Genomic DNA, 25,185 nt, shown 5'->3' with positions numbered 1-25,185 from the left:
GGTGAGTCAGAATGAGTGAGCAACACAAAACGTCTTGCTGTTCCAAACAGAAATTAGCGCCGATGGTGGTGAATATCGATCCTGTCTGTGGGATGACGGTCGCAGAGGACTCTCCTCATGTGTATGAGTATCAATCAGTTCGTTATTTGTTTTGTTGCTCAGGCTGTTTAAAGAAATTTTCGGCCAATCCAGAGGCTTACTTAACATCAGAAAGGGCGCCCAGTGTTTGTTGTAGTCAATCCAAAACAGATATAAGCGATGCTTCATCTCAGGGGAAAGAGGAAAGTGCTGTAGTTACTTCCAAAGGTTGTGGTTGCGGATCAAAACCTGTGTCAGATGCAGAGAAGACCACATTTATTGACCCTGTGTGTGGTATGACCGTAACAGATTTAACTAAACCGCATACCGTGTGGCAGGGACAGGACTACTATTTTTGTAGTGAAAAATGTTTGCAAAAGTTTATTGCAACCCCAGAGGCTTATGTAAAAACTGAAGATGCAGCATCGGTGTCTACTTCTACTGCTGGCTGTTGTGGATCAACTCCGAAAGAGACAGAGAAAAAAACATCTTGTTGTGAGCCTAAGCCGAAAATAGAACCAGACAGCAAAGCAAGTTGCTGTGCACCCAAGCCGAAGGTAGAAGTTGCCCAAAGTAGTTGCTGTGGTGGTGGGAAACATCAACATGAACATCATGCTCCATCTGGATCAGCTGAGTTTATGGACCCTGTCTGTGGCATGTCAGTCGATCCGAATACAGAGTTAAAAACGGATTATCAGCAACAGACTTATTATTTTTGTAATCCTTCGTGCTTAGATAAGTTTAAGGCTGACCCTGAATTTTATCTGATTCCACCCGATCAGCGTCCTGTGCCTGAAGGGGCGGCGGATATGGACTATACCTGTCCGATGGACCCTGAAATTGTACAAAAGGGACCGGGGACGTGTCCGATTTGTGGTATGGCACTCGAGCCGATGCAACCGACTTTAGATGATGCACCGAACCCTGAATTGGTGGATTTTAGCCATCGCTTTTGGATGACTTTGCCGCTTACGTTGATTGTATTTGTACTGGCGATGGGTTCACATATTCATAGTTTCATTTCACCGCATATTCAGCCGTGGATTGAGTTGGTCCTAGCGACTCCTGTAGTGCTATGGGCGGGTAAACCGTTTATTGAGCGTTGCTGGACCTCGTATAAAACCCGCAACTTAAATATGTGGAGCCTCATTGGTGTCGGGGTGTTAGCGGCCTATATTTATAGTGTGGTGGCGACTATTTTCCCAAGTTTGATTCCGATGGCAGCCAAAACAGGGCATGGCGTGGCGGTGTATTTTGAAGCAGCCTGTATGATTGTGTCCTTAAGCTTGCTGGGGCAAATCATGGAGCTGAAAGCGCGTGCCAAAACCGCAGATTCGCTGAAAGCCTTGTTAAAGTTACAAGTGAATACTGCCAAATTGGTACAAGCCGATCAGGTGGTTGAAGTTGAAATTAGCATGGTGAAGCAGGGGGATATTCTACAGATTTCTTCAGGTGAACAGATTCCACTAGATGGTGTGGTGGTGGAAGGCAAAACCTATGTCGATGAAGCCATGATGACAGGGGAGCCTGTACCTGTGAAAAAGCAAATGCATGACACAGTCATTGGTGGTACGGTCAATCAACAAGGCAGTATTCGTATTCAAACCACGGCGGTCGGGGCGAATACCACTTTGGCGAAAATGATTCAGACGGTGGCAGAAGCACAGCGTTCTAAAGCACCGTTACAACGTTTGGCCGATGTGTTTGCCAAGTATTTTGTGATTGTGGTGTTACTGATTAGTGTTTTGACTTTCGTTGCATGGATGGTGTTTGGTGGTGCGCAATTTGACTTGGCTCTGATGTGTGCGGTGGCGGTATTGATTATTGCCTGCCCATGTGCGCTGGGTTTGGCGACGCCAATGTCCGTGATGGCCACTACAGGGTGCGCGGCACAAAAAGGGGTATTATTTAAAGATGCAGAGGCGATTGAAGCTTTAAGTAAAGTGAATACCCTGATTGTCGATAAAACAGGGACTCTGACGGAAGGTAAACCAAGCCTTAAAGAAATTCAGTTGCTCAGCCCAAATGTGAACCAAGCGCAAGCGGAACAGTGGATTGCTTCGATTGAGCAATATTCAAGTCACCCGATTGCACAGACTTTGACGCAAATTGTGCCTTCACAGCAGTTGCTGAAAGTGGCAGACTTTGAGGATGTGACTGGCTTTGGTGTCAAAGGTCAGATTGGCGAGCAAACCCTCTATATTGGTAGCCAAAAGCTGCTTGAACAGCTCGGCATCACTTTAGATGATACTTTGCAAAGCCAGTTGAACCAGCAGCGTGCGACAGGCAATGTGATCAGTTTCTTAAGCAATAGCCAAGAAGTGCTGGCTTATATTTCTATTCACGATGCGATTAAATCAAATGCGCAAGAGGTCATTAAGCAATTGATGGCTGATGGCATTGAAGTGGTGATGGCAACAGGTGACCATGAGCAGAATGCACAGTTAGTCGCAAAAGAACTGGGGATTCAGCATGTATATGGCAACTGCACTCCAACTGAAAAACTGGACATCGTGAAGAAATATCAGGCCCAAGGTAAAATTGTGGCGATGGCGGGAGATGGCATTAACGATGCACCAGCCTTGGCACAAGCCAATGTCGGAATTGCAATGGGGAACGGAACCGATATTGCTAAACAAACCGCACAAGTGACTTTGGTTAAAGGTGATATTCGTGGCGCAGCCGATGCGCTACATATGGCGAAACTGGGTGTGCGGAATATGAAACAAAACCTTGCTTTTTCCTTTGTGTATAACGGTTTAGGTGTACCTGTGGCAGCAGGAATTTTCTATCCATTAACAGGGTTATTACTCACCCCAATGTTCGCTGCGGTGGCTATGTCATTGAGCTCATTGTCCGTAGTCTTAAATGCTTTACGTTTACAGAAGAGTAAATAAGCGCTTTTAGATTTTTACACTCCCTTTTCAGTTGAGTTTAAAAAAAGCATCTTTTTAACAAAGGTGCTTTTTTTATGATGATTCGTGATGGGATGAAGTGCAGCGCGAATAAACATTGATTTTTACAAGCGTCTTTTTTTGACTAAACTTGATTTAAAGAGCCTTGATCCGGTTCGAGCGAGTAAGGTTGTATAAGACGCAAAATAGATGTATTTGGGCAAGGCATAGCGCTTGAATGATCATCATCTCGTGAGACATTTTGAAATTATATAAAACAGTAACTTAAAAAATAGTGGGAACTGCCGTACTATAAGCGGGATGGAGTAAAGGCAGGATTCAGGGTGAATTTAAAAAATCTAGAAGCATTTTATTGGGTTGTGACTTTAAATAGTTTCAATAAGGCTGCCACAAAATTACAAACGACTCAGCCTGCCGTTTCACAAAAAATCACCTCTCTTGAAAATGATTTAGGTTTTAAAGTTCTAGATCGCAGCTTTCGACAGCTTAAACCCACCCATAAAGGCATGACCCTGTTTAAATATGCTGAAAAGTTTATGCGTTTAGAAACCGATTTGGTGGCTGAGCTGACTGAAAACCAGCACCTCACAGGAACAATTCGTTTAGGCGTTTCCGAGACCATCGTTTATACGTGGTTGGTTGAATATATCGAAAAAGTGCAAAAAGAGTTTCCCAAAGTTTCTGTGGAAATTGTGGTGGATTTAACCCCAAATTTGCAAGAAGGTGTGCGTACGGGAGATTTGGACATGGCCTTTTTGCTGGGTCCGACTTTGGCTTTCGAGTGTGTAGAGCAGGCGCTGTGCGACTTTGAACTGAGTTTCTTGGCAGCGCCTTCTTTTAAAGGTGGTGTGGGGCAAATGTCATTTAAGGCATTGATGTCTCATACCATTTTAACTTACCCAAAAATTACCTATCCCTATAAAGAGCTCAAGGCCAAAATGAAAGAGCAGGCACTGGATGAGCCGCTTTCAATTACCAGTTATTCGCTTGCGACCTTATTGCGTCTTGCGGAGCAAGGTTTGGGAATCGCCGTTGTGCCGACCTTAACGGCGCTAAAGGAAATTACCGATGGTCGCTTGGAAATTTTAAATACCCCGATCCAGCTCAAGACCTTTCATTTCACCTCGATTTATATGCAAGGAAATGATGCTGCCTTGAAAGAGAAATTAACCGATGTCGCAGTCACTGTTTCTGAAAGCGCAATGAAAAGATTGCTTGAGAAAATTAAAAAATAATTGAGGCGTACGCAGTTTTTTGACAAGTGATGTTTCTTTATCTCAAAACGTAATTTGTTTGAAAAACTATAAAAGCAGCTTATCGTGCGTGATAAGTAAAATTTATCATTAGACTTTTAATAAATAAAAAATAATAAAATACAGCCATTTAGTTTTAATAATGGATGTAAAAAGTCGTATTGTTCATCGCGCTTGCCTATGTTCTTATTTCAAATAGAAGATTTGATCCGCCATGGCTTTGGTTGGGCAACAGGGAATCTTTGTCAGTTAAAGGGATTTAAGAACAGAATTTGCAAACAAAATGATGTTCTTGGTTCAACTTGAAAATAGCGTTATTAAGCTCAAATGGACGAGGAACGCATTAAATATGTCTTTATTAAAATCTTCTTTTTTATCAGATCGCCAATGGGCCATTGTTGCTTCAATCTTCATGATGGCAACCTCCGCCATGGGACCTGGTTTTCTCACTCAAACCGCGGTCTTTACTGTGAAATTGGGTGCGGCGTTTGGCTTTGCCATTCTCGTGTCTATTTTGATTGATTATGTGGTTCAACAAAACATTTGGCGTGTCGTAACGCTGACGCAAATGCGTGCCTCGGATATTGCCAATAAAGCCTTGCCGGGCAGTGGTTATTTACTGGCTTTTCTGGTCATTTTGGGTGGCTTTTTCTTCAGTATTGGTAATATTGCAGGTGCGGCTTTAGGTCTCAATGCCTTATTTGGGTTAGACACTAAATGGGGCGGCATTTTAAGTGGTGCTTTAGCCATTTTAATTTTTGCTTCAAGAAAAGCCACGCTGGCGATGGATAAAAGCATGATCGTTTTGGGGTTGCTCAAAATCATCTTGATTATCATTGTTGCTGTCATTGTGATGCCACCTGTGGGCCAAGCTGTTCATCAAACGTTTGCACCCGACCAGATTGATTTTGCCATCATCACCACGATTGTTGGTGGAACGGTCGGCGGCTATATCTGTTATGCAGGCGCCCATCGTTTACTGGATAAAGGCGCGGTTGGCCCTGAAAATATTGATGAAGTCGCAAGAGCTGCAACCAAAGGTATTGTGGTTGTGGGCATCATGCGTTATGTGCTGTTTTTAGCTTTCTTGGGCGTAGTGGTGAGTGGTGCAAGCATTGATTTAGCCAGCCATGATGCCAACCCAGCAGCACAAGCTTTTCAATATGCCGCAGGGACTTTCGGTTATAAATTATTTGGTCTGATTTTCTGGGCAGCAGGGATCAGTAGTACCATTGGCGCGGCTTATACTTCGGTTTCATTCTTTACCGCATTTAAGAAAAACCTCAGTCCAAAACAAACCAATTACACCACCATTACATTTATCGCTTTGGCTTTATTACTGTATGTCGTACTGGGCGCGACCCCTGCTGGATTATTGATCTTCGTTGGTGGCTTTAATGGTTTGGTACTGCCGATTGGTTTAACTATTTTTGTTTATGTTGCCGCTTGCCGTAAAGATATGATGGGGAATTATAACTATCCAAAATGGTTACTTATTTTGGGTGTACTCACATGTATGTTGACATGGTGGATGGGCTATATGTCCTTTACCACAGTCTTTAATTATTTAACCAAACTTTAAGCCAGTAGACGGTGAAGTGATAAAGGAATTAAGCCATGTTTGTAGATTTAAATAGTGACTTAGGTGAAAGTTTTGGTTCGTGGAAAATGGGCAATGATGACCAAATTCTACCCGTGGTGACAAGTGCCAACATTGCATGTGGTTTTCATGCAGGAGATCCGCTGGGGATTTTAAAGACACTGCGTAAAGCTGTTGAATTAAACGTCGCGATTGGCGCGCATGTATCTTATCCAGACCTCGTTGGTTTTGGTCGCCGCAATATGGATGTGTCACGTGATGAGCTGATTGCCGATGTGCTGTATCAAATTTCTGCACTGGATGGTCTAGCTAAAGTGGCTGGTTCTCACGTGCAATATGTGAAACCACATGGCGCACTGTATAACACCATTGCACACGATCACGCTCAGGCCGCTGCGGTGATTGATGCCGTTAAAATGTATAACCCAGAACTGGTTTTGGTGGCACTGGCAGGTTCCCATTTGGTTGAGCAAGCACGTGCAGCAGGCTTAAAGGTTGTATCTGAGGCATTTGCAGACCGTGCTTATAACAGTGATGGTTCATTGGTTTCACGACGTTTGGACGGGGCTGTTTTACATGACTCAGCCTTTGTGGCACGCCGTGTGGTGTCTATGTTGAAAAATGGCGGCGTTGAGTCGATTGATGGTGTATTTACCCCTATTCAAGCGGACACGATTTGCTTACATGGTGACACCGCAGGTGCTTTAGAGATGTCGGCTGCGATTAAAGCTGAACTGCTAAATCATCATATTGAAATTCGTCCCTTTGTCTTAAAGCATGAGGAAGTAAGCAATGTATAAGGATATCCGAGTCGATTCAGCGCAGCTTGAAGCCGCTTTAGCCGCACGTTTAAAAATTCGTGCAGGCTTTGACAAACCAACGGCGGGTATGGCTGCGGGCATGACGCAGGTCAATATGATTTCGGTACCTAAAGATTGGGCTTATGATTTTCTACTGTATGCACATCGCAATCCGCAAAGCTGCCCTGTTTTAGACGTGCTAGAGGAAGGTGTTTATGCCACAAGACTGGCAGAAAACTCAGATATACGCACCGACTTTCCACGTTATCGCATCTGGAAAGAGGGTGAAATGGTCGATGAAGTAACGGATGCGAGTGACATTTATCATGCACATCCTGACTTGGTGACGTTTCTAATTGGCTGTAGTTTCTCTTTTGAAACTGCATTGCAAGAGGCGGGCATTGAAGTTCGTCATATCCATGATCAGACCAATGTGCCGATGTATTTGAGTAATATTCAGTGTCAGCCTGCGGGACGTATTTCGGGCAATATGGTGGTTTCTATGCGTCCAATTCCATCCCATCAAATCGCGGATGCCGTCAAAATTACAGCACGGATGCCAAGTGTGCATGGTGCGCCTGTACATATTGGACATCCTGAAGGTTTAGGCATTCGTGATGTGAATCAGCCAGACTTTGGTGATGCTTCACGTATTGAGGCTGGGGAAATTCCTGTGTTTTGGGCTTGTGGTGTAACCCCACAAGCGGCGGTGATGAACTCAAAAATTCCTTTTGCCATTAGCCATGCACCCGGTCATATGTTCATTACCGACATTCCTGATCGTGCATGGATAGGTTAAGCGGGACGAAAGAACAATTAAAAAGGATAGGCACATGCGTTTTTTATCGGTAAACGCGGATTGTTTTCTCATAGAGCTTGCCAGCCTAGAGGAAACATTGGCGTTGTACAATAAATTGCACACGATGCAATTGAATGGAATTAAAGACTTAGTCCCTGCTGCAAAAACAATTTTAGTGTTTTTTAATGAAATCGAAACCACCTTTAAAACACTGGTTGCTTCGATTCAGACTATAAAAATTGGTTCAGGCGTTGAGCGTAATGTCCAAGAGCTGATTATTCCTATCTGCTATACGGGCGAAGATCTTGCTCAAGTTGCAGAGTTACAAGGGCTTTCAATTGCTGAAGTTATCTTGAAGCATCGTCAAAGTGTTTGGAATGTGGCTTTTATTGGCTTTGCGCCGGGCTTTGCTTATATGAGCAGTCCCGATCGACCTTTTACAGATATTCCTCGTTTAGCTGTGCCACGTAAAAAAATACCGTCGGGTTCTTTGGGACTGGCAGGACAATATTCAGGGATTTACCCGAAAGACAGTCCGGGGGGCTGGCAGTTGATCGGTACGACTGCTGAAAAAATGTGGGATTTGGAACGTAAAAATCCAGCGCTACTGTTACCGGGGATGACAGTACATTTTGAAGATGTCACACATCAACCGACCACGGTTAGCGTACCACAGCAAGTCACTCGTACAGTTGAACCTAAACAATCCATGCCTTTGTTTACGGTAACAGCACCGAGTTTACAGATGCTGATCCAAGATGAAGGGCGTTTTAACCAGACCAAGATTGGGGTTGGTGTTGCAGGGGCGATGGATGTATCGGCGATGCACAGTGCAAATCGAATTGTCGGTAACCCAACTCCGACGCCTGTGATTGAAATTTTAAATGGTGGTTTGAAAGCCAAAATGCATCAGTCCGCAGTCATTGCGGTTACGGGAGCAATTTCAAACATCCACGTGAAATTTAGTGATGACCAAAAGGCTGACTTTGAGAGTTATCAAGCGATTGCCCTTGATGAAGGTGATGAATTTCAGATTCAAGCACCGACGGCAGGGCTAAGAAATTATCTGGCGATTCGTGGTGGTATCGACGTACAGCCTGTGCTGAATAGCGCCTCATTTGATAGTTTGGCTGTATTAGGACCAGAACCTCTAAAAATGGGGGATACGGTTAATCAAGGACAGGTTGAAGTTTCAAATATCAGTAATACCGAAATTGCGAAGTTACACTTGCCCAAAGTCGGCGATGTGGTTGAGCTCGACATTGTAATGGGACCGCGAACGGATTGGTTCGAAGTAGAGAGCATTGAGCGCTTATGTCAGCAAGCTTGGCTTGTGACCAATGAAAGTAATCGGGTTGGACTGAGGCTTTCAGGTGAGCAGCCGTTGCAGCGCAAAATTACTCATGAGTTGGAAAGTGAAGGAACTTGTATTGGTGCCTTGCAGATTCCGCCAAACGGTCAACCTGTACTGTTTATGAATGACCATCCTTTAACTGGTGGCTACCCCGTGATTGCGGCTGTGGCGAAGCACCATTGGGACTTGGTGGCACAGATTCCAGCAGATTGCCAAATCAAATTTAAAAAAATGACCGAATTTACAGATTTTGAGAATGAATGATGACTACTGAAAAATTATTAATTGCAAACCGTGGTGAAATTGCCGTTCGTATTATTCATGCTTGCCGTGATATGGGTATTTCATCGGTTGCTTTATATGCTGATGACGATATGGACAGTATGCATGTCGAACTGGCGGATGAAGCATGGGGTTTGGCGGGTGCAACTGCACGTGAAACTTATTTGAATATTCCAGCCATTCTTGAGGTTGCTAAAAAATCCAAAGCGACCATGGTGCATCCGGGTTATGGCTTTTTATCTGAACGTGCTGAATTTGCACAGGCCGTAATTGATGCAGGCTTAAAGTGGGTAGGGCCATCGCCAAGCGCCATTGAAAAATTGGGTGATAAAATTGAAGCACGTAAGATAGCTGCTTCAGTGGGTGCACCTTTAGTTCAAGGCACACAAGACCCCTTACATAATGCTGATGAAGCCCTCGAGTTTGCAAAGCAGTTTGGTTTACCTATTGCGATTAAAGCCGCGTTTGGCGGTGGTGGTCGCGGTTTAAAAGTCGTTTGGAAACTGGAAGATGTAAAAGAGCTGTATGATTCGGCTGTACGTGAAGCGCAAGCTGCCTTTGGCCGCGGTGAGTGTTTTGTTGAGCAATACTTAGATCAGCCTCGCCATGTCGAAGCGCAAGTGATTGCCGATCAACATGGCAATGTAGTGGTTTTAGGTACACGTGATTGTTCGCTACAGCGTCGTAATCAGAAGTTGGTTGAAGAAGCCCCAGCGCCTTTTATCAGCGATGCAATTTATGAAGAAATTTTAACTTCAGCCAAAAATATCTGTCAGGCAGCCAACTATGTCGGTGCGGGTACCGTTGAATATTTGCTAAGCCGTGATGGAAAGCTTTCATTTTTAGAAGTAAATACCCGCTTGCAGGTGGAACATCCTGTCACGGAAGAAACGGCCAAAGTCGATTTGGTGGTTGAGCAAATTCGAGTGGCTCAAGGCCATGAACTTTCAATCAAAGAAACCCCGAAAGTGCAGGGGCATGCCATTGAGTTTCGTATCAATGCTGAAGACCCTGCTCGCGGCTTCATTCCTGCATTTGGTGTATTGAGTTTATTTGAAGCACCATTTGGCCAGGGCGTACGCGTAGACACAGGTGTTCGTACTGGTTCTTTGGTGTCGAGTCATTTTGATTCGCTTATGGCAAAACTGATTATCACAGGCCCAACCCGTGAAATTGCGATCGCTCGCGCTAAACGTGCGCTGAAGCAATTTAAAATTGAAGGTGTTGTTTCGGTTTTAGACTTTCATCGTGCTGTATTAAATGAAGCTGATTTTACCGACACATTTAATGTCCATACTCGTTGGATTGAAAATGATTTTAAACAGGACTTAAAGCCAACGAAACGCAGTATTCCGAATCATCAACAGCCGATGTTACTCAGTTATATTGAAATTGATGGGAAATTACATCGTTTAGGCTTACCTGCGGGTATGTTTGCACAAAACCCTACAATGACGTTTCAAGACCAACCGGCTACAGAAACAGCAGTGAGTGCTGAACACTTACTTGCACCAATCAATGGCGTAATTAGCGCTTGGAAAGTAGAAAACGGGGAGCAGGTTGCAGAGGGGCAAGTGGTTGCGATTATGGAGGCCATGAAAATGGAAGTTCCTGTACTTGCACATCAAAGTGGGGTAATTCAGTTGACAGCTCAGCAGGGAGCGACCTGTCACGCAGAGCATATTATTGGATCGATTTGCTAAAAAATTAAATCATGTGAATGAGCCTGATGCAGCATTTAGCTAAGTCAGGCTTTTCATTTAGAAATTCTTAATAATTGAGGGCTGATTGGCTTTGTTTTATGGACAAATGTAGTGGAAAAATGGTTCGATAAAGATTTAATAGTCCAATAAAAGCGTTATTTTAAGAGATAGAGATATTCAATAATCATTTTGTTTGGTAGCAGAGAGACAAGATGAAAACTATAAGCTTGAAAAATAAAAATGAAAGAGTATTAGCGTTGTATGTAATTATTATTTTAACTAAATAAAGTACTCCGAAGAGGCTTTGTTGCACAAACCTATCTCTAAAGGCTTATTCCACAATATAATTCTCAAATGAATAAGCCCACACCTAAAATCTATCGTACAACCAATTGGTCTTCTTATAACAGTGCATTAATAAATCGAGGAAATCTCTCAATTTGGTTTGATCCCAAGACTCAATGGTACGCTCAACCCAAAGGTAAACATGGTCGAAATCAAACTTATTCAGATACAGCCATCCAATGCTGTTTAATGATCAAATCCTTATTTCGTCTTTCTTTACGCATGGTCACTGGCTTTGTGCAAAGTCTCATTCATCTTTGTAGATTAGATTGGACAGCACCAGACTATTCCACCATCTGCAGAAGACAAAAGCATATTGATATTGCAATTAACTATCAAAAAAGCAGTAATGGTCTCCAGCTACTCGTCGATTCTACTGGCTTAAAGTTTCTAGGCGAAGGTGAATGGAAGCGTAAGAAACACCAACCTGAATATCGTCGCCAATGGCGTAAACTTCATATTGGTATAGATGCTGAAACCCTTCAAATACGCGCTATTCAACTCACTACAAATAATGTGAGTGATTCACAAGTGCTTGGTGATTTACTCGATCAGATTCCACAAGATGAGCAGATTGACTCTGTCTATACTGATGGGGCTTATGACACCAAGCAATGCCGTCAAGTAATTGCAGACCGACAAGCACATGCGGTGATTCCGCCAAGAAAAAATGCGAAACCTTGGAAAGATACAAAGACCAGCTCGCTAGAGCGAAATGAATTACTTCGAACAGTTAAACGTTTAGGAAGAACAATATGGAAAAATTGGTCAGGCTATCATCGCAGAAGTCTGATAGAAACCAAGATGCATTGCATCAAATTATTAGGCGATAAACTCCGTGCGAGAAACTTTCAAAGCCAAGTCAATGAGATTCATGCACGTGTGGCCGTATTAAATAAATTTACAGATTTAGGCCGACCTCACACCCAAGTTGCCACTTAAATTTAGATAACTTGGAAGAAGTTTAGCTTTTGAATGTTTGTGCAACAAAGCCCTTCAATATTAGAAAATTACGTATCAAAACAGCTGAATAGGGTCTGTTGACATTTACTGTTCATAATTAACCCTATAAAGGTAGCCATAAAAATATACAGGCTAAAGCAACAGAACTTTGATAATTTCTTTTGAGCTTGTCATATCGAGTAGCTATTCCTCTAAATTGCTTTAATCTACAAAACATATTTTCAACTAAATGCCTGATTTTATATAAATACCAGTCCATATGGTCATTGTTCGATTGGCTATTTGTTTTCTTTGGTATATTCGCTTTAGTCCCTGTTTTCCTGATCTGTTCACGCAGTGGTTCTGAATCATAGCCTTTATCTGCACATACCACTTTTGTCTCTTTTAAATCTAATGTTGATATTAAATCAGGTGCAACTTTAACATCATGTGTGGTTCCATCGGTAATCATGAAATCAATAGGATTGCCATGTGCATCAACAATCAAATGTATTTTTGAGGAGTTTCCTCCTACACTTTTAGAAATAGATTGATTCGCTATGCCGGCAGAATGTTGATGAGCACGTACATGAGAGCCATCAATAAAAATCCACTCCATATCGGGGCATGAGGCTAGTAATTTGAATAATCTAAGTAACTTACCGCTGCTTGACCAACGATTAAAACGTTTGAAAATAGAGTTTGAATGACCAAAACAACAAGGAATATCTCGCCACGGACAGCCTGTTCTAATTCTATAGAGAATAGCTTCAATAAAATTGCGTAAATTTGAGTTGTGGTGAATGGATAAATTACGCAGAATAACTTTCAACTTTTGCCAGTGTTGATCTGTCAGCATGGTACGAGGCATAGCGAATAGTAAAATTGGGTTTGGCGATTTGATTTTACTACTTCGCTATTTTTTTAAGCTAAAAGTGTCAACACACCCTAGTTTTTTCTTTAAATTATTTATTTACAATAAATAATTTAAAGTTATTTGATAAAAAAATTGACTGGAAAGTAAACAAGAATTATTTTGATAAAAATTCTTATTACTATTTGCAAATTATGAAAAAGCCCTCTTCAATATCTATGTCTAAAAAACTTTTCCCAATATTAGCAACAACAGGTGTAATTTTCATTTCTAATTCGAGTTTTGCAGAAAACTCAGAAAAGGTTTCTCCATCAGAAAATACTGTACAACAGTTAGAAACAATGACATTCACTGCCTCACGTGCTGATGAAGTACAAGAAAAATCAAAACAAGTGACAAATTTAGATGAAAAACAAATTGAACTTTTAAAAAATGGTTCTTCAGGGAATATTGCAACTGTTTTAGCAAAAGCTGTGCCTGGCTTATCTGATTCAAGTCGTACAATTACAGATTATGGACAAACATTACGTGGGCGAAATGCACTTATCTTAGTTGATGGTGTTCCGATGAATTTAACGCGTGATACTTCTAGAGGTCTTTCTTCTATTGATCCGGAAAGTATTCAAAATATTGAAGTTATTCGAGGAAGCAACGCCATTTACGGTAGTGGTGCAGCAGGCGGGATTATATCTATAACAACTAAAGCTGCTGGTGGAGAACCTACAGCTAAAACTGTTATTGGCTTACAAAGCCCTTTAACTAATTTCCGTACAGATGCATTAAGTGGGGATATTCACCAATATTTTACGGGAAGCTTGGATAATTTTGACTATGCATTGGACTTTGGCTATCAACGTATTGGTAGTCCATATGATGCCAGTGGTGATAGAGTTGCTCCAGAACCCAGTCAAGGTGATCTTTATGATGCTGATGCCTATAGCATAGGGGGTAAAATTGGCTATCATATTGATGACAATCAATACCTACAGCTTGCGGCGAATTACTATAATGCAGAACAAGATTCTGATTATGCAGCTGATACGAGCACAAAAAAATATCCTCTTGGTAGTGTACCTGCTCAAGCAATTAAAGGTTTAAAATTAAAAGATCAAAATAAAAATGAAAATCAAATCTATAATTTGACCTATATCAATAAAGATTTATTAGGAAATAAAGTTGATGCACAACTTTACTATCGAGACTTCTTTACTCGCTTCTCACCATTTGATGCGCGTGGTAATGCAAATCGTGGAAAACAAGTAGATCAAATTTACCAAGAAAATAATGTCCTAGGTAGTCGCTTAACAGTCTCGACTCCACTTGAATTCTTGGGTGATACAACTGTCGTTTGGGGCGGTGACTTTAGTCGTGAAAAGAGCGAGATGCCCTTGGATATTTTTGACCCTCAAATTTATGATCAGTCTGGTGGTCTAGAGTTTGTTAAAATTGGGAATCTTATTTATTTGCCTGAGCTCACAACTCAAAGTCTTGGCGGATTTGTTCAATTTAAGCATCAATTTAATGACCAATGGGCTGCTGAGATTGGAACTCGTTATGAAGATAGTTACGCTGAAATCGATAGTTTCATCCCATTATCTCAGTTAGGTAAACCAAACCCTTATACAGTCCAAGGGGGTAAAGTTAAAGCTGATGCATGGTTATATAATGCAAATCTTACTTTCTCTCCAACTGATCAACACTCGATATACGGCTCTTTTAATCAAGGCTTTCAACTTCCTGATGTTGGTTTAGTTATACGTAATGCTGGAGTCGGTTTTAACCTTGCTTCATCATTTTTAGAACCTGTAAAAGTTGATAATTATGAGCTGGGTTGGAAGGGTGATTTTAAAAATATCTCATCTAGTTTTGCCGTATTCCATTCAACCTCTGACCTTGGAGGTGTCCAATCTTTTAACAATGGATTGGTTCTTGCTAGAACAAAAGAGAAAGTTTCTGGTGTTGAAGCAACTATTGACTACATTGATGATGTTAATGTTTGGGGGACTGGGGGGAGTGTAACGTGGATGAAAGGTCGTGAAACTCCACAAAACACGAATAAAGAACAAGATATGACGGGCTTCAGAATCCCACCATTAAAATTGACTGGTTACATCTCTTATAGTCCAACTGATACTTGGACGAATAGACTACAGGCAACTTACTTTGGTGCGAAGGACTACAGGTTGAATGGCGTAAACGGTTTTGGTCGTTATGATGTGAAATCTTATACAACGGCCGACTTAATCAGTAGTTTTGCGCTTAACAAAAAAGATATTGTAACTATTGGTTTAGAAAATATGTTTAACCGAAAATATTACCCACTTTATAGCCAATTGCTAAGATCTGGTGACAACACAAGTCACTTAGTAGCGAATGGAGCAACGTTAAAAGTTTCTTATAGTCATAAGTGGTAGTACTTATCTTTATTTGTGGTTAAAAAAACATGGGTCATTAAAGAATGGCCCAAGTTTTAACGTATAACATTCGTTAGCTTTTAAGGCCCTCTACATAGGGCTTTTTTTACTTTATAGCTATTTATGGATTTGCTTTTGGCAATGCAGAAATTAATTTAGACTCATAATCATCAAGTACCCCATCAATGTTTTCTACCCATTTCGTACCATTGGCAATTTGAGCTGATTTTGTCACCTTGCTATAAATGTGGAGAGGGGCTGTATTCAAGTCTTTCGCATTCACGACATTTGTATCTATTTCTGAGTGAATTTTGATTGACGCAAATCCAGGCTGGAACCATGACCAAAATTTATTAATTTTAATGGTGAGGATTAGATCGGCATTTGCTCGATTGGTTTCATTGTCTGTAATGACTTCATAACCTGATTGTTTAAGTGCATGAGTTGTGCGTTTTTGTAATAACTCAGACACGGTCTCTTTTTCTAAAAGAATATCGCCTAACGCTTTTCCGTAGCCATTTCTTTTACGCGCAACAGCTTTTGCTTTTTCTTCAGTAGTTGCTTTGGCTAAACCATCCTTTAAAGACGGAATATCAGGTGTGGTGGGTTTGTCTTGGAATGTTCTATTATCTTCGACCAGCGCGATAATTGCTTTCTTAGAACTCGGCACTTCTTGAGAGGATGCGGAAGTATTAGGCGTTGGAACTTGAATCAATCCGCGTGATGTCGCACAGCCTGAAAGAGTGGTTATTAAGAGCCCTATAGCAAGTAACATGGAAGAGCGTTTCATTTAAGATCCCCGAGAGTGGTGGTTATTGTAAAAAAGTGCATAAAGTTAATAAGATACGTTATAAAAAAGCTTAACTATTTCATTTTTAGCAGTAATTCAAAAGATTGGTTTGTAGAAGGCTGGGGGATTTTGATTGAATTTTACCAAAAAGTAAATAATAACCATTGTCAAATGAGAATAAAGACGTTAGATTGCGTTACAAATTTGATGGTTAATATTGATAATTGTAAAAAATGAAAAAGCGTTTCGAAAGTGAGTAAATTTATATTGATGCTTAAATGTCATCGGATTTAAATATCCGAAGTGTATGTTTCAGCCATCTTTAGATGGGTTGATGCAATGCTCGGTTTTCTTGAAAAATTCCAATTAAAAACAATCAGTGTGGCATATATAAGTTTGAATGCTTTATTTCTCTCCGCTTGTCAAAGTAGTGATTTAATGCAAGCTCAACCAACTCATGCAGTACAACTACTCAAACAACAAAAAGTCCAACAACCGAAACGTGTAGTGTTTTTCTTGGGTGATGGAATGGGCATGACTACACTTACCGCTTCCCGCATTTATGCTGTCGGTGAAGATGGTCAGTTAGCAATTGATCGGTTACCTGAGTCTGCCTTTGTTCGTACCTTTTCTGAAGATGCGCAAGTCACTGACAGTGCACCTTCGATGGGTGCGTACATGACCGGTGTGAAGATGAAAAATGAGGTGATCTCGATGCAGACAGGGACAATTGCAGTTGAACCTGATTCAGTAGGGAATAACCAGTGCGGGACTAACCCACAAAACAAAAATAAGCAAAACACACAGACTTTACTCGAATTAGCCAAAGCAAAGGGTTGGGGGACAGGGGTTGTGACCACGACGCGGATCACGCATGCCACACCAGCATCGACTTATGCGCATATTTGCCACCGTGATGCTGAAAATGATATTGCATCACAGCTGGTGCCGAGTTCAAAAGGGGATGCTTATCAAAGATATAACCCAAAACTCAAAGATGGAGTGGATGTGGTTTTAGGCGGCGGCAAGCGTCAATTTTTGCCTAAAGATGCAGACGGAGAGCGTACTGATGGGCGCAATCTAATTACCGAGATGCAAAAGGCAGGCTACCGCGTAGTTTTTGATGAAAACCAACTCTCCCAAGTGCAGCTGGCGAAAAATGAAAAATTATTGGGTTTATTTAATCACAGCCATTTAAATTACGACTTGGATCGCACCAAGAAAAACTTGGCAGAGCCGAGTCTCAAGCAAATGACGCTGTCTGCTTTAGACATCCTGACGCAAAATAAAAAAGGTTTTTTCCTGATGGTGGAGGGCGGGCGTATAGATCATGCGCTGCATGACACCAATGCCAAACGTGCTTTACAAGACACGATTGCCTTAAATGATGCTTTAGAAGCAACCATTCAAAAGCTTAAACAAAGTGATCCTGAACTTAAAAATACACTGATTGTAATCACAGCCGACCATGATCACACCTTGGTTTTAAATGGTTATGCCAAGCGTACAGGAAAATACGTCGAAGGTAAGGAAACCAGTGTGCTTGGATTGGTAAAAAACTATGATCAAGCGGGCTTTGCTCAAGATATTCATGGTCAACCTTATCCGATTATCGGTTTTGGTACGGGCAAAAAACGCCCCACTCAAAACCGTATGGATGACTTGGTACTGAACTTAAAAGACACTGATGTCTGTCATCCTGTACAAGGGCCAAAGGCACCACAAGGTGAAAAATATAGTTTCACCTATCCTTTGGCTGAAACGGGTTGGTGTACGGGCACTGCTGCGGATGATTTCCAACAAGAAGCTGTGATTCAAACGGGCTATAAAGATAAAGAAACGCATGGCGGTGCAGATGTGTTTTTAGGTGCGATTGGTCAGGGAGCCGATCAGTTCTCAGGTAGCCTTGAAAATATTGAGGTCAATCACCTCATTCGTAAGATCACAGGCTTATAGCAGAGGGATATCACATGAAACATACTTTAAAAACCATCCCATACATGATGCTTCTGCTTACAGCGTCGATTTCTTCAAGTGCTTTGTATGCTGCGGACACCACAGTTACACCGACGAAAAGCGTTATATTCTTTTTAGGCGATGGCATGGGACCAACCACAGTGACGGCAAGTCGTATTTATGCTGTGGGGGAAAATGGCAAACTGGCCATGGACAGCATGAAGCACGCAGCAAGGATTAAAACCTATTCTGAGGATGGTCAAACCACAGATAGCGCTCCCTCTATGGGCGCCTATATGACTGGGCAGAAAAATAAAAATGAAGTGATTGCCATGACAACAGGAACGGTTGCGGTCGAACCTGAAGAAGGAAAATTGCCGAATGGCAAAAGCTTAGCGAAAGCCATCAACCGTTGTCCAGAACAGGGCAGTAGTATGGTCGCAGGGATGCCTGCGTTAAGTATTTTAGAACTGGCAAAAAAGCAGGGTAAAGCGGTTGGCGTAGTGACGACGACCGAACTCACCCATGCCACACCTGCGGCAACCTATGCACATATCTGTCACCGTGATGCGCAATACGATATAGCGCTTCAAGCTGTTCCAAAAGGTAAAGCTTATAATCCAAACTTATTGGATGGCATTAATGTCCTTATGGGAGGCGGCTTAAATCATTGGACGCCTTATGATGCAGTCTCTAACCCCAAAGGGCGCTTGGATGGTCGTGATTTATTGGCAGAGTTTAAACAGCAGGGTTATCAAACCGTTTTAAGCCAAAGTGATTTGGCACAGACGGTCAATACTCAGAAAATTTTCGGCGTGTTCTCCACACAGTCGCATTTAAATTTTGATTTGGATCGACTCAAGAAGAATATAGAGACTGAACCGAGTCTGGCGGCGATGACCAGTAAAGCGATTGATGCACTGCAAGCACAGAGTCATGGACAAGGCTATTTCTTGATGGTTGAGGGTGGGCGTATTGACCATGCGCTACATGCCAATAATGCCAAACGGGCATTGCAGGAAACCAAGGCATTTAATGATGCAATTCAAACTGCACTGGATAAAGTGGATTTGAGCAATACCTTGATTGTAGTGACGGCAGACCATGACCATGTGATGACCTTTAATGGTTATGCCGCACGAACGGGTCAAACGACGGAAACTAATCCAGGTATTTTGGGGCTGAGCTATGACTATAATATTGCAAAAGAGCAAAATGCTTACAGCAAAGTGCTGGCTGATGGCCAAGTACATAATCCATACCGCGATGTAAATGGGGCAACAGGAACGACGCTTGTTTTTGGAAATGGTACGGGTAAACGTTTAGATATTCGTGACAGTATTAGCAACGAGCAAGCCTTTGCTGACGACTATAAACAAGAAGTCGGGGTACAACTGACGAAAAGCGAAACACATGGCGGCGGAGATGTGATGCTGTTTGCTGAAGGAAAGAATTCAAATCTATTCAAAGGCACACAAGAAAATACATGGGTATTTGAGCAATTGAAAAAGGCGTTTGGATTCTAATGGATACAAGATTTATACGGCCGTTCAAATTCAAAATGAAATTCTTAGCATTGTCTTTCAGTTTGCTCAGTCCATGGGTATGGTCGGCCGATGAATATCGTATTGATTATCAGATTGAACGGTTGGATGCCAATGGGGTCACGACCATTCAAAAATACAGTGAGAAAATAATTCGAGATGAGCAAAATATTTGGATTGAACGTTTAAACACACAAACGCATGCTGACGAAGCCCAGATACATAGCAACACTCATGTGTCTGCCAAAACAGACACCCATGAGCATGTGAGTTTTGACAGTGCAATTCAGTGGATGCAGCGCAAAGATGTAGTCGGGCAAGCAAACGTAGAAAGTCCGTTTCAGCGTTTTTATATTTTGCCAGATGAAAAAATGCGGGTGCAATTGCAGGATGTCGATCAAGAAATGCTAGGGATGAAAAACTGTTGGCGCTGTGAATATAGTTTGATTCATCCTGACATTTTAAAGCGAGCACAATTGATTCAACGTGATTCGAAGTTAGCGCATTATCAAATACGCAGTGCTGGGCAAACGTTGAATATTATATGGAGTGAACAGGATCAACTGGTTCAAAAATATGAATTGCTCAAACCGACCTCAGGCTATGCCAAAACCTTTACCGTGCGCAAAATTGGCCAACATGTTGCTACACCTTGGACACAAACAGAAAAATACAGCGAACGTGACTATGCGGACTTTAGTGATTAGCCGATGAGTTTTTGACTTTTAATTTCGACGTTACAATAGAAATACCCGTGATTTTTTTGGGAAAAATAAGCGCTTAGGACTGTGCCGCTTGTACGGTTAAACCACTCCACCGCTTAAACGCACGTCGAAAATTAGTGGCATCGTTAATTTGTAAATACTGAGAAATCTGTTCAGTTTTAAAACCATGTACACGATATAAAATGATGGCAGTATGCAAACGACTTTGATCGAGTTGCGCTTGAAAATGGGTCTGATGCTTTTTCAGTTTACGTTTTAAGGTGGCAGAACTCATTTGAAAATAGTCAGCGGTTTGTTCAAGTTGAATATTATTTTGAATATTCTGCATTAAATATTGGTGCAAACTGAGCAAAAAACTCTGTTGAATATTTTGAGCTGTCATTTCTTTCAGCGCATATTGATAACTGATTGAAGCTAAGGTCGAAGAGGCATTGGGAAGTTTTTCATAAATCAAATCGCGAGGTAGGCTCATCATGTTGATCGGGCGATTAAACTCTAAAGCACTGCCTAAATGTGTCCAATATTGTTCAATATAATCCGGTTCAGAAAAATTAAACTCGAATTTCCACGCTAATTTGGCTTGGTACAGTTGACGGCTAAACGCTTGTATTGCACTCATTGCACTTTCGATTAAAAAGCGATTTTCAAGCTTGTTTTCATCTAACCAATAAATATGAATATGGCTTTGACTATACATGAGTCGAGGGCATAACCATGGTGAAACGGACGCGGAAAATTCTAAATAACGGCTAAGTGCCTCATCGAAGGTCGATGCATAAAGCATGGATTTAATGGCGTCATTAAAGGGAGTGGTTAAACTGCGCTGACCAAATAAGAAACTGATGTCCTGATTGCGAAAACACTGTTCAGCATTTTTTAAAACCTGTTGTAACTGTTGTTGACTAATTAGTTTTTGCCCCGAAAAGATATCTTCTAAGAAAATACTGCTGCCACTGAGCAGGACGTGATGTTCGACTTCATGACTCGCTGCCAAATCAATTAAAATAGACAATTGATGATGCGCAGGAATGTAGCTGTAGTCGCATTCAAAGCTCATACCATGACTCGCTTCGGTGAGTAGTACTGCTTCACTTGGAGCAATTGCTGATTTAAGGCACTCAAGAGTTGTTGGACAGTTTGGTATTGTCCGACAGCGCAGCAGGTCGTGAGTGCTTTTAGAGGAATGTGCACGGACAGATCACGTTGATAATAAGCACTGACCATAAGCATGCGTTCAAGTTGAGCAGCCATTTTTTCAGCCTGTTGTAGCTTAGTCTCTGGTAACAACATAATAAAACGATCTCCTGCGAAGCGGCAGAGCAGGTCTTGTGGTCGTAAGTTTAAGCTAATCAATTGTGAAACATGCTGTAAAATAGATGTGCCTTCATCAAAGCCATGTGTTTGATTAATCTGATTAAAATTATGCATATCTAGCAGTATGACGGACATGTCGCTGGGTTCATGCAAGTTTTGCTCGATTGCGGCTTTGAGCTGTGTTTTAAAATAATGAGCATCGGCCAAAGGGGTGAGTGCATCGAATAAGCGATGATCCCGATAAATGCGTTCTCTTTTTTGCATGTGTTTAGAAATCGCCAGTTCTTCTTGATGCCAAAAATAAATCCCGATGGTAAATAGACACAGTCCAATTGGAAAAGGAATGGACTCAAGCCATGCATCCCACATGATTTCTTTAGGCAGGCGAATAAACTCATCTAAGCTGTCCATCCACATGTGGAAAAAAATAAAACACAGTCCATAAAAGATATAGTTGGTTACACGGCCCAAAGGACGGCTTTTAATAATAAAGAAAATCCAAATACCAATAAAAACAGTTGCTCCCCCTTCACCTAAAATATCGACCCAGTTCCATTCAGCAAATGACTTGCTCTGCCCAAGTAAGATAAACAACCAAAGGGATAAGCTACAGGCAGTCGCTACACATAATAAAGGCCAGCGGTAGTAAGCAAAGTATTTAGGCATAGCATTTTTTGAAATGATTTATTTTCGCCCAAGCTAAACAGATTTAGATGACAGTTTGATGGCAATGGCTAGGGTCAAAATAGATCAGGGTATTTTTGATTTTTGAGAATAAAAATGCTGAAAAACCCTATCTTTGAGGGGAATATGCATCATTCTGTATGCTCAGTATTTTCTCTATACAGATCAAATTAGCTCACTTTTTGCTGAAAAAGGCCAAAAACAAATAAAAAGGGCAGATCGTAAAAGGCACTGTCACATCATGTTCACATTCAATTTCTATTGTGCGTTCAAACCATGCCACTTTGGCTTGAGGGGAAGAACATAATGCAAAATAATCAGAGCCGTTTCATGAAACATAAGCGTGCGGGTTTTCAGCTCAGCACATTGGTCCTGTCAATGCTGAGCATGACGCATCTACATGCCGAAGATAACACGGTGGAATATGTACAGGTCATTGGTCAAGCTGCAAGTATGGATAAAGCACTCAAAGAACAAAAACGTGCCGACCAAATCAGCAGTGTGGTACATGCCGATGGCATTGGACAATTACCCGATGACAATGCCGCAGAAGCGTTGCAACGGATACCAGGTGTATCTACAGAGCGTGACCAAGGCGAAGGACGTTTTGTTTCCGTTCGTGGTTTAGGCGCTGACTTAAATGCAGTAACCATCAATGGTACTTTGGTTCCTGCACCTGAAAGCGATCGCCGTGGCGTAGCATTGGATGTCTTACCTTCAGAGCTAGTACAGTCATTGGCTGTGGTGAAAACGCTGACACCAGACATGGATGCCAACTCATTAGGTGGTACGGTGCAGGTTGAAAGTTTATCGGCTTTTGACCATGACGGTTTGTTTTATACGGGAACGGTTGAAGGTGGTTATGATGAAAAACGGGAAAAATATAGCCCTAAAGCATCTGGTGCTCTCAGTAATCGTTTCAGTGTTGGTGAGGGGCAAGACAACCTTGGGGTGGCACTGGCACTGAGTTATCAAAACCGAAAATTTGGCTCGGACAATGTTGAAACGGGTGGGGCTTGGGATGGTGACGCACTTGAAGAAACCGCAATGCGTCAATATGACATCGAGCGTGAGCGCATTGGTGCGGGTTTAAACTTTGATTACCGTCCGAATGACACAGGCGAATACTATTTAAGAACTTTATATAGTCGCTTTAAAGACACTGAATCACGTCAGGAAGTGGCGGCTGAATTTTCTGATCCACAACTTGCAGGCCAGCGTGGTGATGCAGAAGTGACTCGTTCACTGAAGAGCCGTGAAGAAACACAAGAAATACAGTCTTTTGTCCTCGGTGGTAAGCAAGGTTTTGGCACGTGGACGGTGGAAGGTCAGCTCGGTTATAGCGAAGCATCGGAGGAAAATCCAGGGGGAATTTCGGGGGCAAAATACCAAGGTGATTTTAGTAATGTTGGATTTAATAGTACGCAAAAACCTGTAATTACGGCAGACCAAGATTTTTATGATGCGGCCAACTATGAGTTAGATTCGGTGTCGTGGGAAAAATCTAAAACCACCGATAAAGAATACAACGGTAAATTAGACTTTTTGAAAGACTATATGCTGGGGAATTATGCTGCTGCATTGAAGTTCGGCGGAAAAATCAGCCAACGTGAAAAAACCAACAATACCGATGAATGGAAATATGAAGATCTCAGTACGTCAAGTTCAGATTTCAATTCAAACAGCCATTATGAACTGGGTCAGTTTGGTCCAACCATTAATAAAAACGCTATTAAAGATAAAATCAGTGGATTAAATCCAAATGATTATGTGGTTGCTGACGGTTCAATCATTAATGACTTTAAGTCGAATGAAGACATACAAGCGGCTTATGTCATGAATACCGTTGATTTGGATCAACTGCGTGTGATTGCAGGCTTACGTTATGAAAATACCAACTTTGAAGCACGTGGTTTTGAGTTCAACGATGATGTGATCACTGCGACTAAATATAAAAATGACTATGATCATTGGTTGCCAAGCCTACATTTACGTTATCAATTGGCCGATAACGCTTACCTCCGTGCCGCTTGGACCAATAGTGTGGTACGTCCGAACTTTGCGCAAAGTGCACCAGGTGTCTATATCGATGGTGATGAAGCTGAGTTTGGTAACCCAATGTTAAAGCCTTTAGAGTCTTCTAACTTTGATCTGGGTGTAGAAAAGTATTTTGGCAAAGCCAGTATGGTGGGTTTCTACGCATTTTATAAAGATATCGATAACTTTATTTATAACACCAATATTGCAGGAACAGGGCAATGGGCTGACTTTGATGAAGCTATTACCTATAAAAATGGTAATGAAGCAAAACTGTACGGGATGGAGTTTGCCTACTCACAAAAGTTTGACCATCTAGGAGCGCCTTGGAATGGTTTCTTGCTGGGCTTTAATACGACCTTTAGTAAGTCAGAAGCAGATATTGATTCGATGAAAGATGGCGAACTTCTGAGCCGTCGTATTCATTTACCAAACCAGTCGGATGTGGTAGGCAATGCCATGATTGGTTGGGAAAATGAGCGTTTCGGCGTACGTTTGTCTGCAAACTATAAGTCTAGCTATTTATATGAGTTAGGTGATATTGATACGCCTGAAAAAGATACTTATACCGATGAGCAAGTCTTTCTCGACTTTAGTAGTCATCTGAATTTGTCAAAAAATTTACAATTAAAGTTTGATGTACAAAACATCACCGATGAGCACTATTACAACTACGCAGGTGCGAAGGCTTACAACGCGCAGTATGAAGAATATGGCCCAGCCTATAAGCTTGCTCTGACTTACACCCATTTTTAAATTTCACTAAATAAACGCTC

Annotated in this window: 15 protein-coding genes and 2 pseudogenes; 13 read left to right on the top strand and 4 right to left on the bottom strand. The window is 41.7% G+C overall.

The genetic code is table 11. The features are described 5' to 3' along the window. Positions 1-11: 11 nt before the first annotated feature. From ACSC9N_RS11200 to ACSC9N_RS11165, 8 genes and pseudogenes are all read left to right on the top strand, one after another. The gene (locus ACSC9N_RS11200; RefSeq protein WP_058952085.1) at positions 12-2,975 is read left to right on the top strand and encodes a heavy metal translocating P-type ATPase; all 2,964 of its coding nucleotides are present in this window, start codon (positions 12-14) and stop codon (positions 2,973-2,975) included. A 341-nt stretch (positions 2,976-3,316) separates the two neighbouring features. Further along, positions 3,317-4,228, top strand: coding sequence for a LysR family transcriptional regulator MumR (mumR, locus tag ACSC9N_RS11195; protein WP_004694273.1), 912 nt, complete (start codon positions 3,317-3,319; stop codon positions 4,226-4,228). A 345-nt stretch (positions 4,229-4,573) separates the two neighbouring features. Further along, a pseudogene (locus tag ACSC9N_RS11190) lies at positions 4,574-5,828 on the top strand (NRAMP family divalent metal transporter). A gap of 35 nt (positions 5,829-5,863) precedes the next feature. Next, the gene (locus tag ACSC9N_RS11185; protein WP_010326308.1) at positions 5,864-6,646 is read left to right on the top strand and encodes a LamB/YcsF family protein; all 783 of its coding nucleotides are present in this window, start codon (positions 5,864-5,866) and stop codon (positions 6,644-6,646) included. Continuing rightward, positions 6,639-7,445, top strand: coding sequence for a putative hydro-lyase (locus ACSC9N_RS11180; RefSeq protein ID WP_010326309.1), 807 nt, complete (start codon positions 6,639-6,641; stop codon positions 7,443-7,445). Before ACSC9N_RS11185 ends, ACSC9N_RS11180 begins: the two co-directional genes overlap by 8 nt. A 34-nt stretch (positions 7,446-7,479) precedes the next feature. Continuing rightward, complete coding sequence (locus ACSC9N_RS11175; protein ID WP_010326310.1) at positions 7,480-9,063, top strand: urea amidolyase family protein; 1,584 nt, start codon at positions 7,480-7,482, stop codon at positions 9,061-9,063. Beyond that, on the top strand, positions 9,063-10,784 hold the full coding sequence (locus tag ACSC9N_RS11170) for an acetyl/propionyl/methylcrotonyl-CoA carboxylase subunit alpha (RefSeq protein ID WP_010326311.1): 1,722 nt from the start codon (positions 9,063-9,065) through the stop codon (positions 10,782-10,784). The genes ACSC9N_RS11175 and ACSC9N_RS11170 overlap by 1 nt, the downstream gene beginning before the upstream one ends. Positions 10,785-11,138: 354 nt before the next feature. Then, positions 11,139-12,071, top strand: a complete 933-nt coding sequence (locus ACSC9N_RS11165) for an IS5-like element ISAha1 family transposase (protein ID WP_004637176.1) — start codon at positions 11,139-11,141, stop codon at positions 12,069-12,071. Positions 12,072-12,176: 105 nt separating this feature from the next. Here the strand turns inward: ACSC9N_RS11165 and ACSC9N_RS11160 are convergent. Continuing rightward, positions 12,177-12,942, bottom strand: a pseudogene (locus tag ACSC9N_RS11160) (IS5-like element ISAba31 family transposase). Positions 12,943-13,139: 197 nt separating this feature from the next. Between ACSC9N_RS11160 and ACSC9N_RS11155 the strand changes: the two are divergent. Beyond that, positions 13,140-15,359 carry a TonB-dependent receptor gene (locus ACSC9N_RS11155; RefSeq protein ID WP_171253705.1) on the top strand — a complete coding sequence of 740 codons (2,220 nt, stop codon included), beginning with the start codon at positions 13,140-13,142 and terminating at the stop codon, positions 15,357-15,359. 121 nt (positions 15,360-15,480) lie between these two features. Here the strand turns inward: ACSC9N_RS11155 and ACSC9N_RS11150 are convergent, their stop codons facing one another. Then, on the bottom strand, positions 15,481-16,134 hold the full coding sequence (locus ACSC9N_RS11150) for a flagellar biosynthetic protein (protein ID WP_010326313.1): 654 nt from the start codon (positions 16,132-16,134) through the stop codon (positions 15,481-15,483). Positions 16,135-16,488: 354 nt separating this feature from the next. On the opposite strand from ACSC9N_RS11150, the gene ACSC9N_RS11145 reads away from it, so the two are divergent. The 3 genes from ACSC9N_RS11145 to ACSC9N_RS11135 are packed head-to-tail and all read left to right on the top strand — an operon-like array spanning position 16,489 to position 20,356. Then, positions 16,489-18,105, top strand: coding sequence for an alkaline phosphatase (locus tag ACSC9N_RS11145; protein ID WP_010326315.1), 1,617 nt, complete (start codon positions 16,489-16,491; stop codon positions 18,103-18,105). Positions 18,106-18,119: 14 nt separating this feature from the next. Next, a complete protein-coding gene (locus ACSC9N_RS11140) occupies positions 18,120-19,631 on the top strand; it encodes an alkaline phosphatase (protein WP_010326316.1) in 1,512 nt (503 codons plus the stop codon). Between the two features lie 35 nt (positions 19,632-19,666). After that, entirely contained in the window at positions 19,667-20,356 is a 690-nt protein-coding gene (locus ACSC9N_RS11135; RefSeq protein WP_010326317.1) for a hypothetical protein, read from the top strand. 73 nt (positions 20,357-20,429) lie between these two features. On the opposite strand, the gene ACSC9N_RS11130 is transcribed toward ACSC9N_RS11135, so the two are convergent. Continuing rightward, on the bottom strand, positions 20,430-21,431 hold the full coding sequence (locus ACSC9N_RS11130) for a helix-turn-helix transcriptional regulator (protein ID WP_010326318.1): 1,002 nt from the start codon (positions 21,429-21,431) through the stop codon (positions 20,430-20,432). Further along, positions 21,428-22,354 carry a diguanylate cyclase domain-containing protein gene (locus ACSC9N_RS11125; RefSeq protein ID WP_010326319.1) on the bottom strand — a complete coding sequence of 309 codons (927 nt, stop codon included), beginning with the start codon at positions 22,352-22,354 and terminating at the stop codon, positions 21,428-21,430. Before ACSC9N_RS11125 ends, ACSC9N_RS11130 begins: the two co-directional genes overlap by 4 nt. A gap of 324 nt (positions 22,355-22,678) precedes the next feature. Between ACSC9N_RS11125 and ACSC9N_RS11120 the strand changes: the two genes are divergently transcribed. Next, on the top strand, positions 22,679-25,165 hold the full coding sequence (locus ACSC9N_RS11120; RefSeq protein WP_010326320.1) for a TonB-dependent receptor: 2,487 nt from the start codon (positions 22,679-22,681) through the stop codon (positions 25,163-25,165). Positions 25,166-25,185 lie beyond the last annotated feature (20 nt).

Origin of the sequence: Acinetobacter sp. PC34, assembly GCF_051789135.1 — a bacterium.
GTDB lineage: Bacteria > Pseudomonadota > Gammaproteobacteria > Pseudomonadales > Moraxellaceae > Acinetobacter > Acinetobacter johnsonii.
This window is presented reverse-complemented; position numbering and strand designations above follow the sequence as displayed.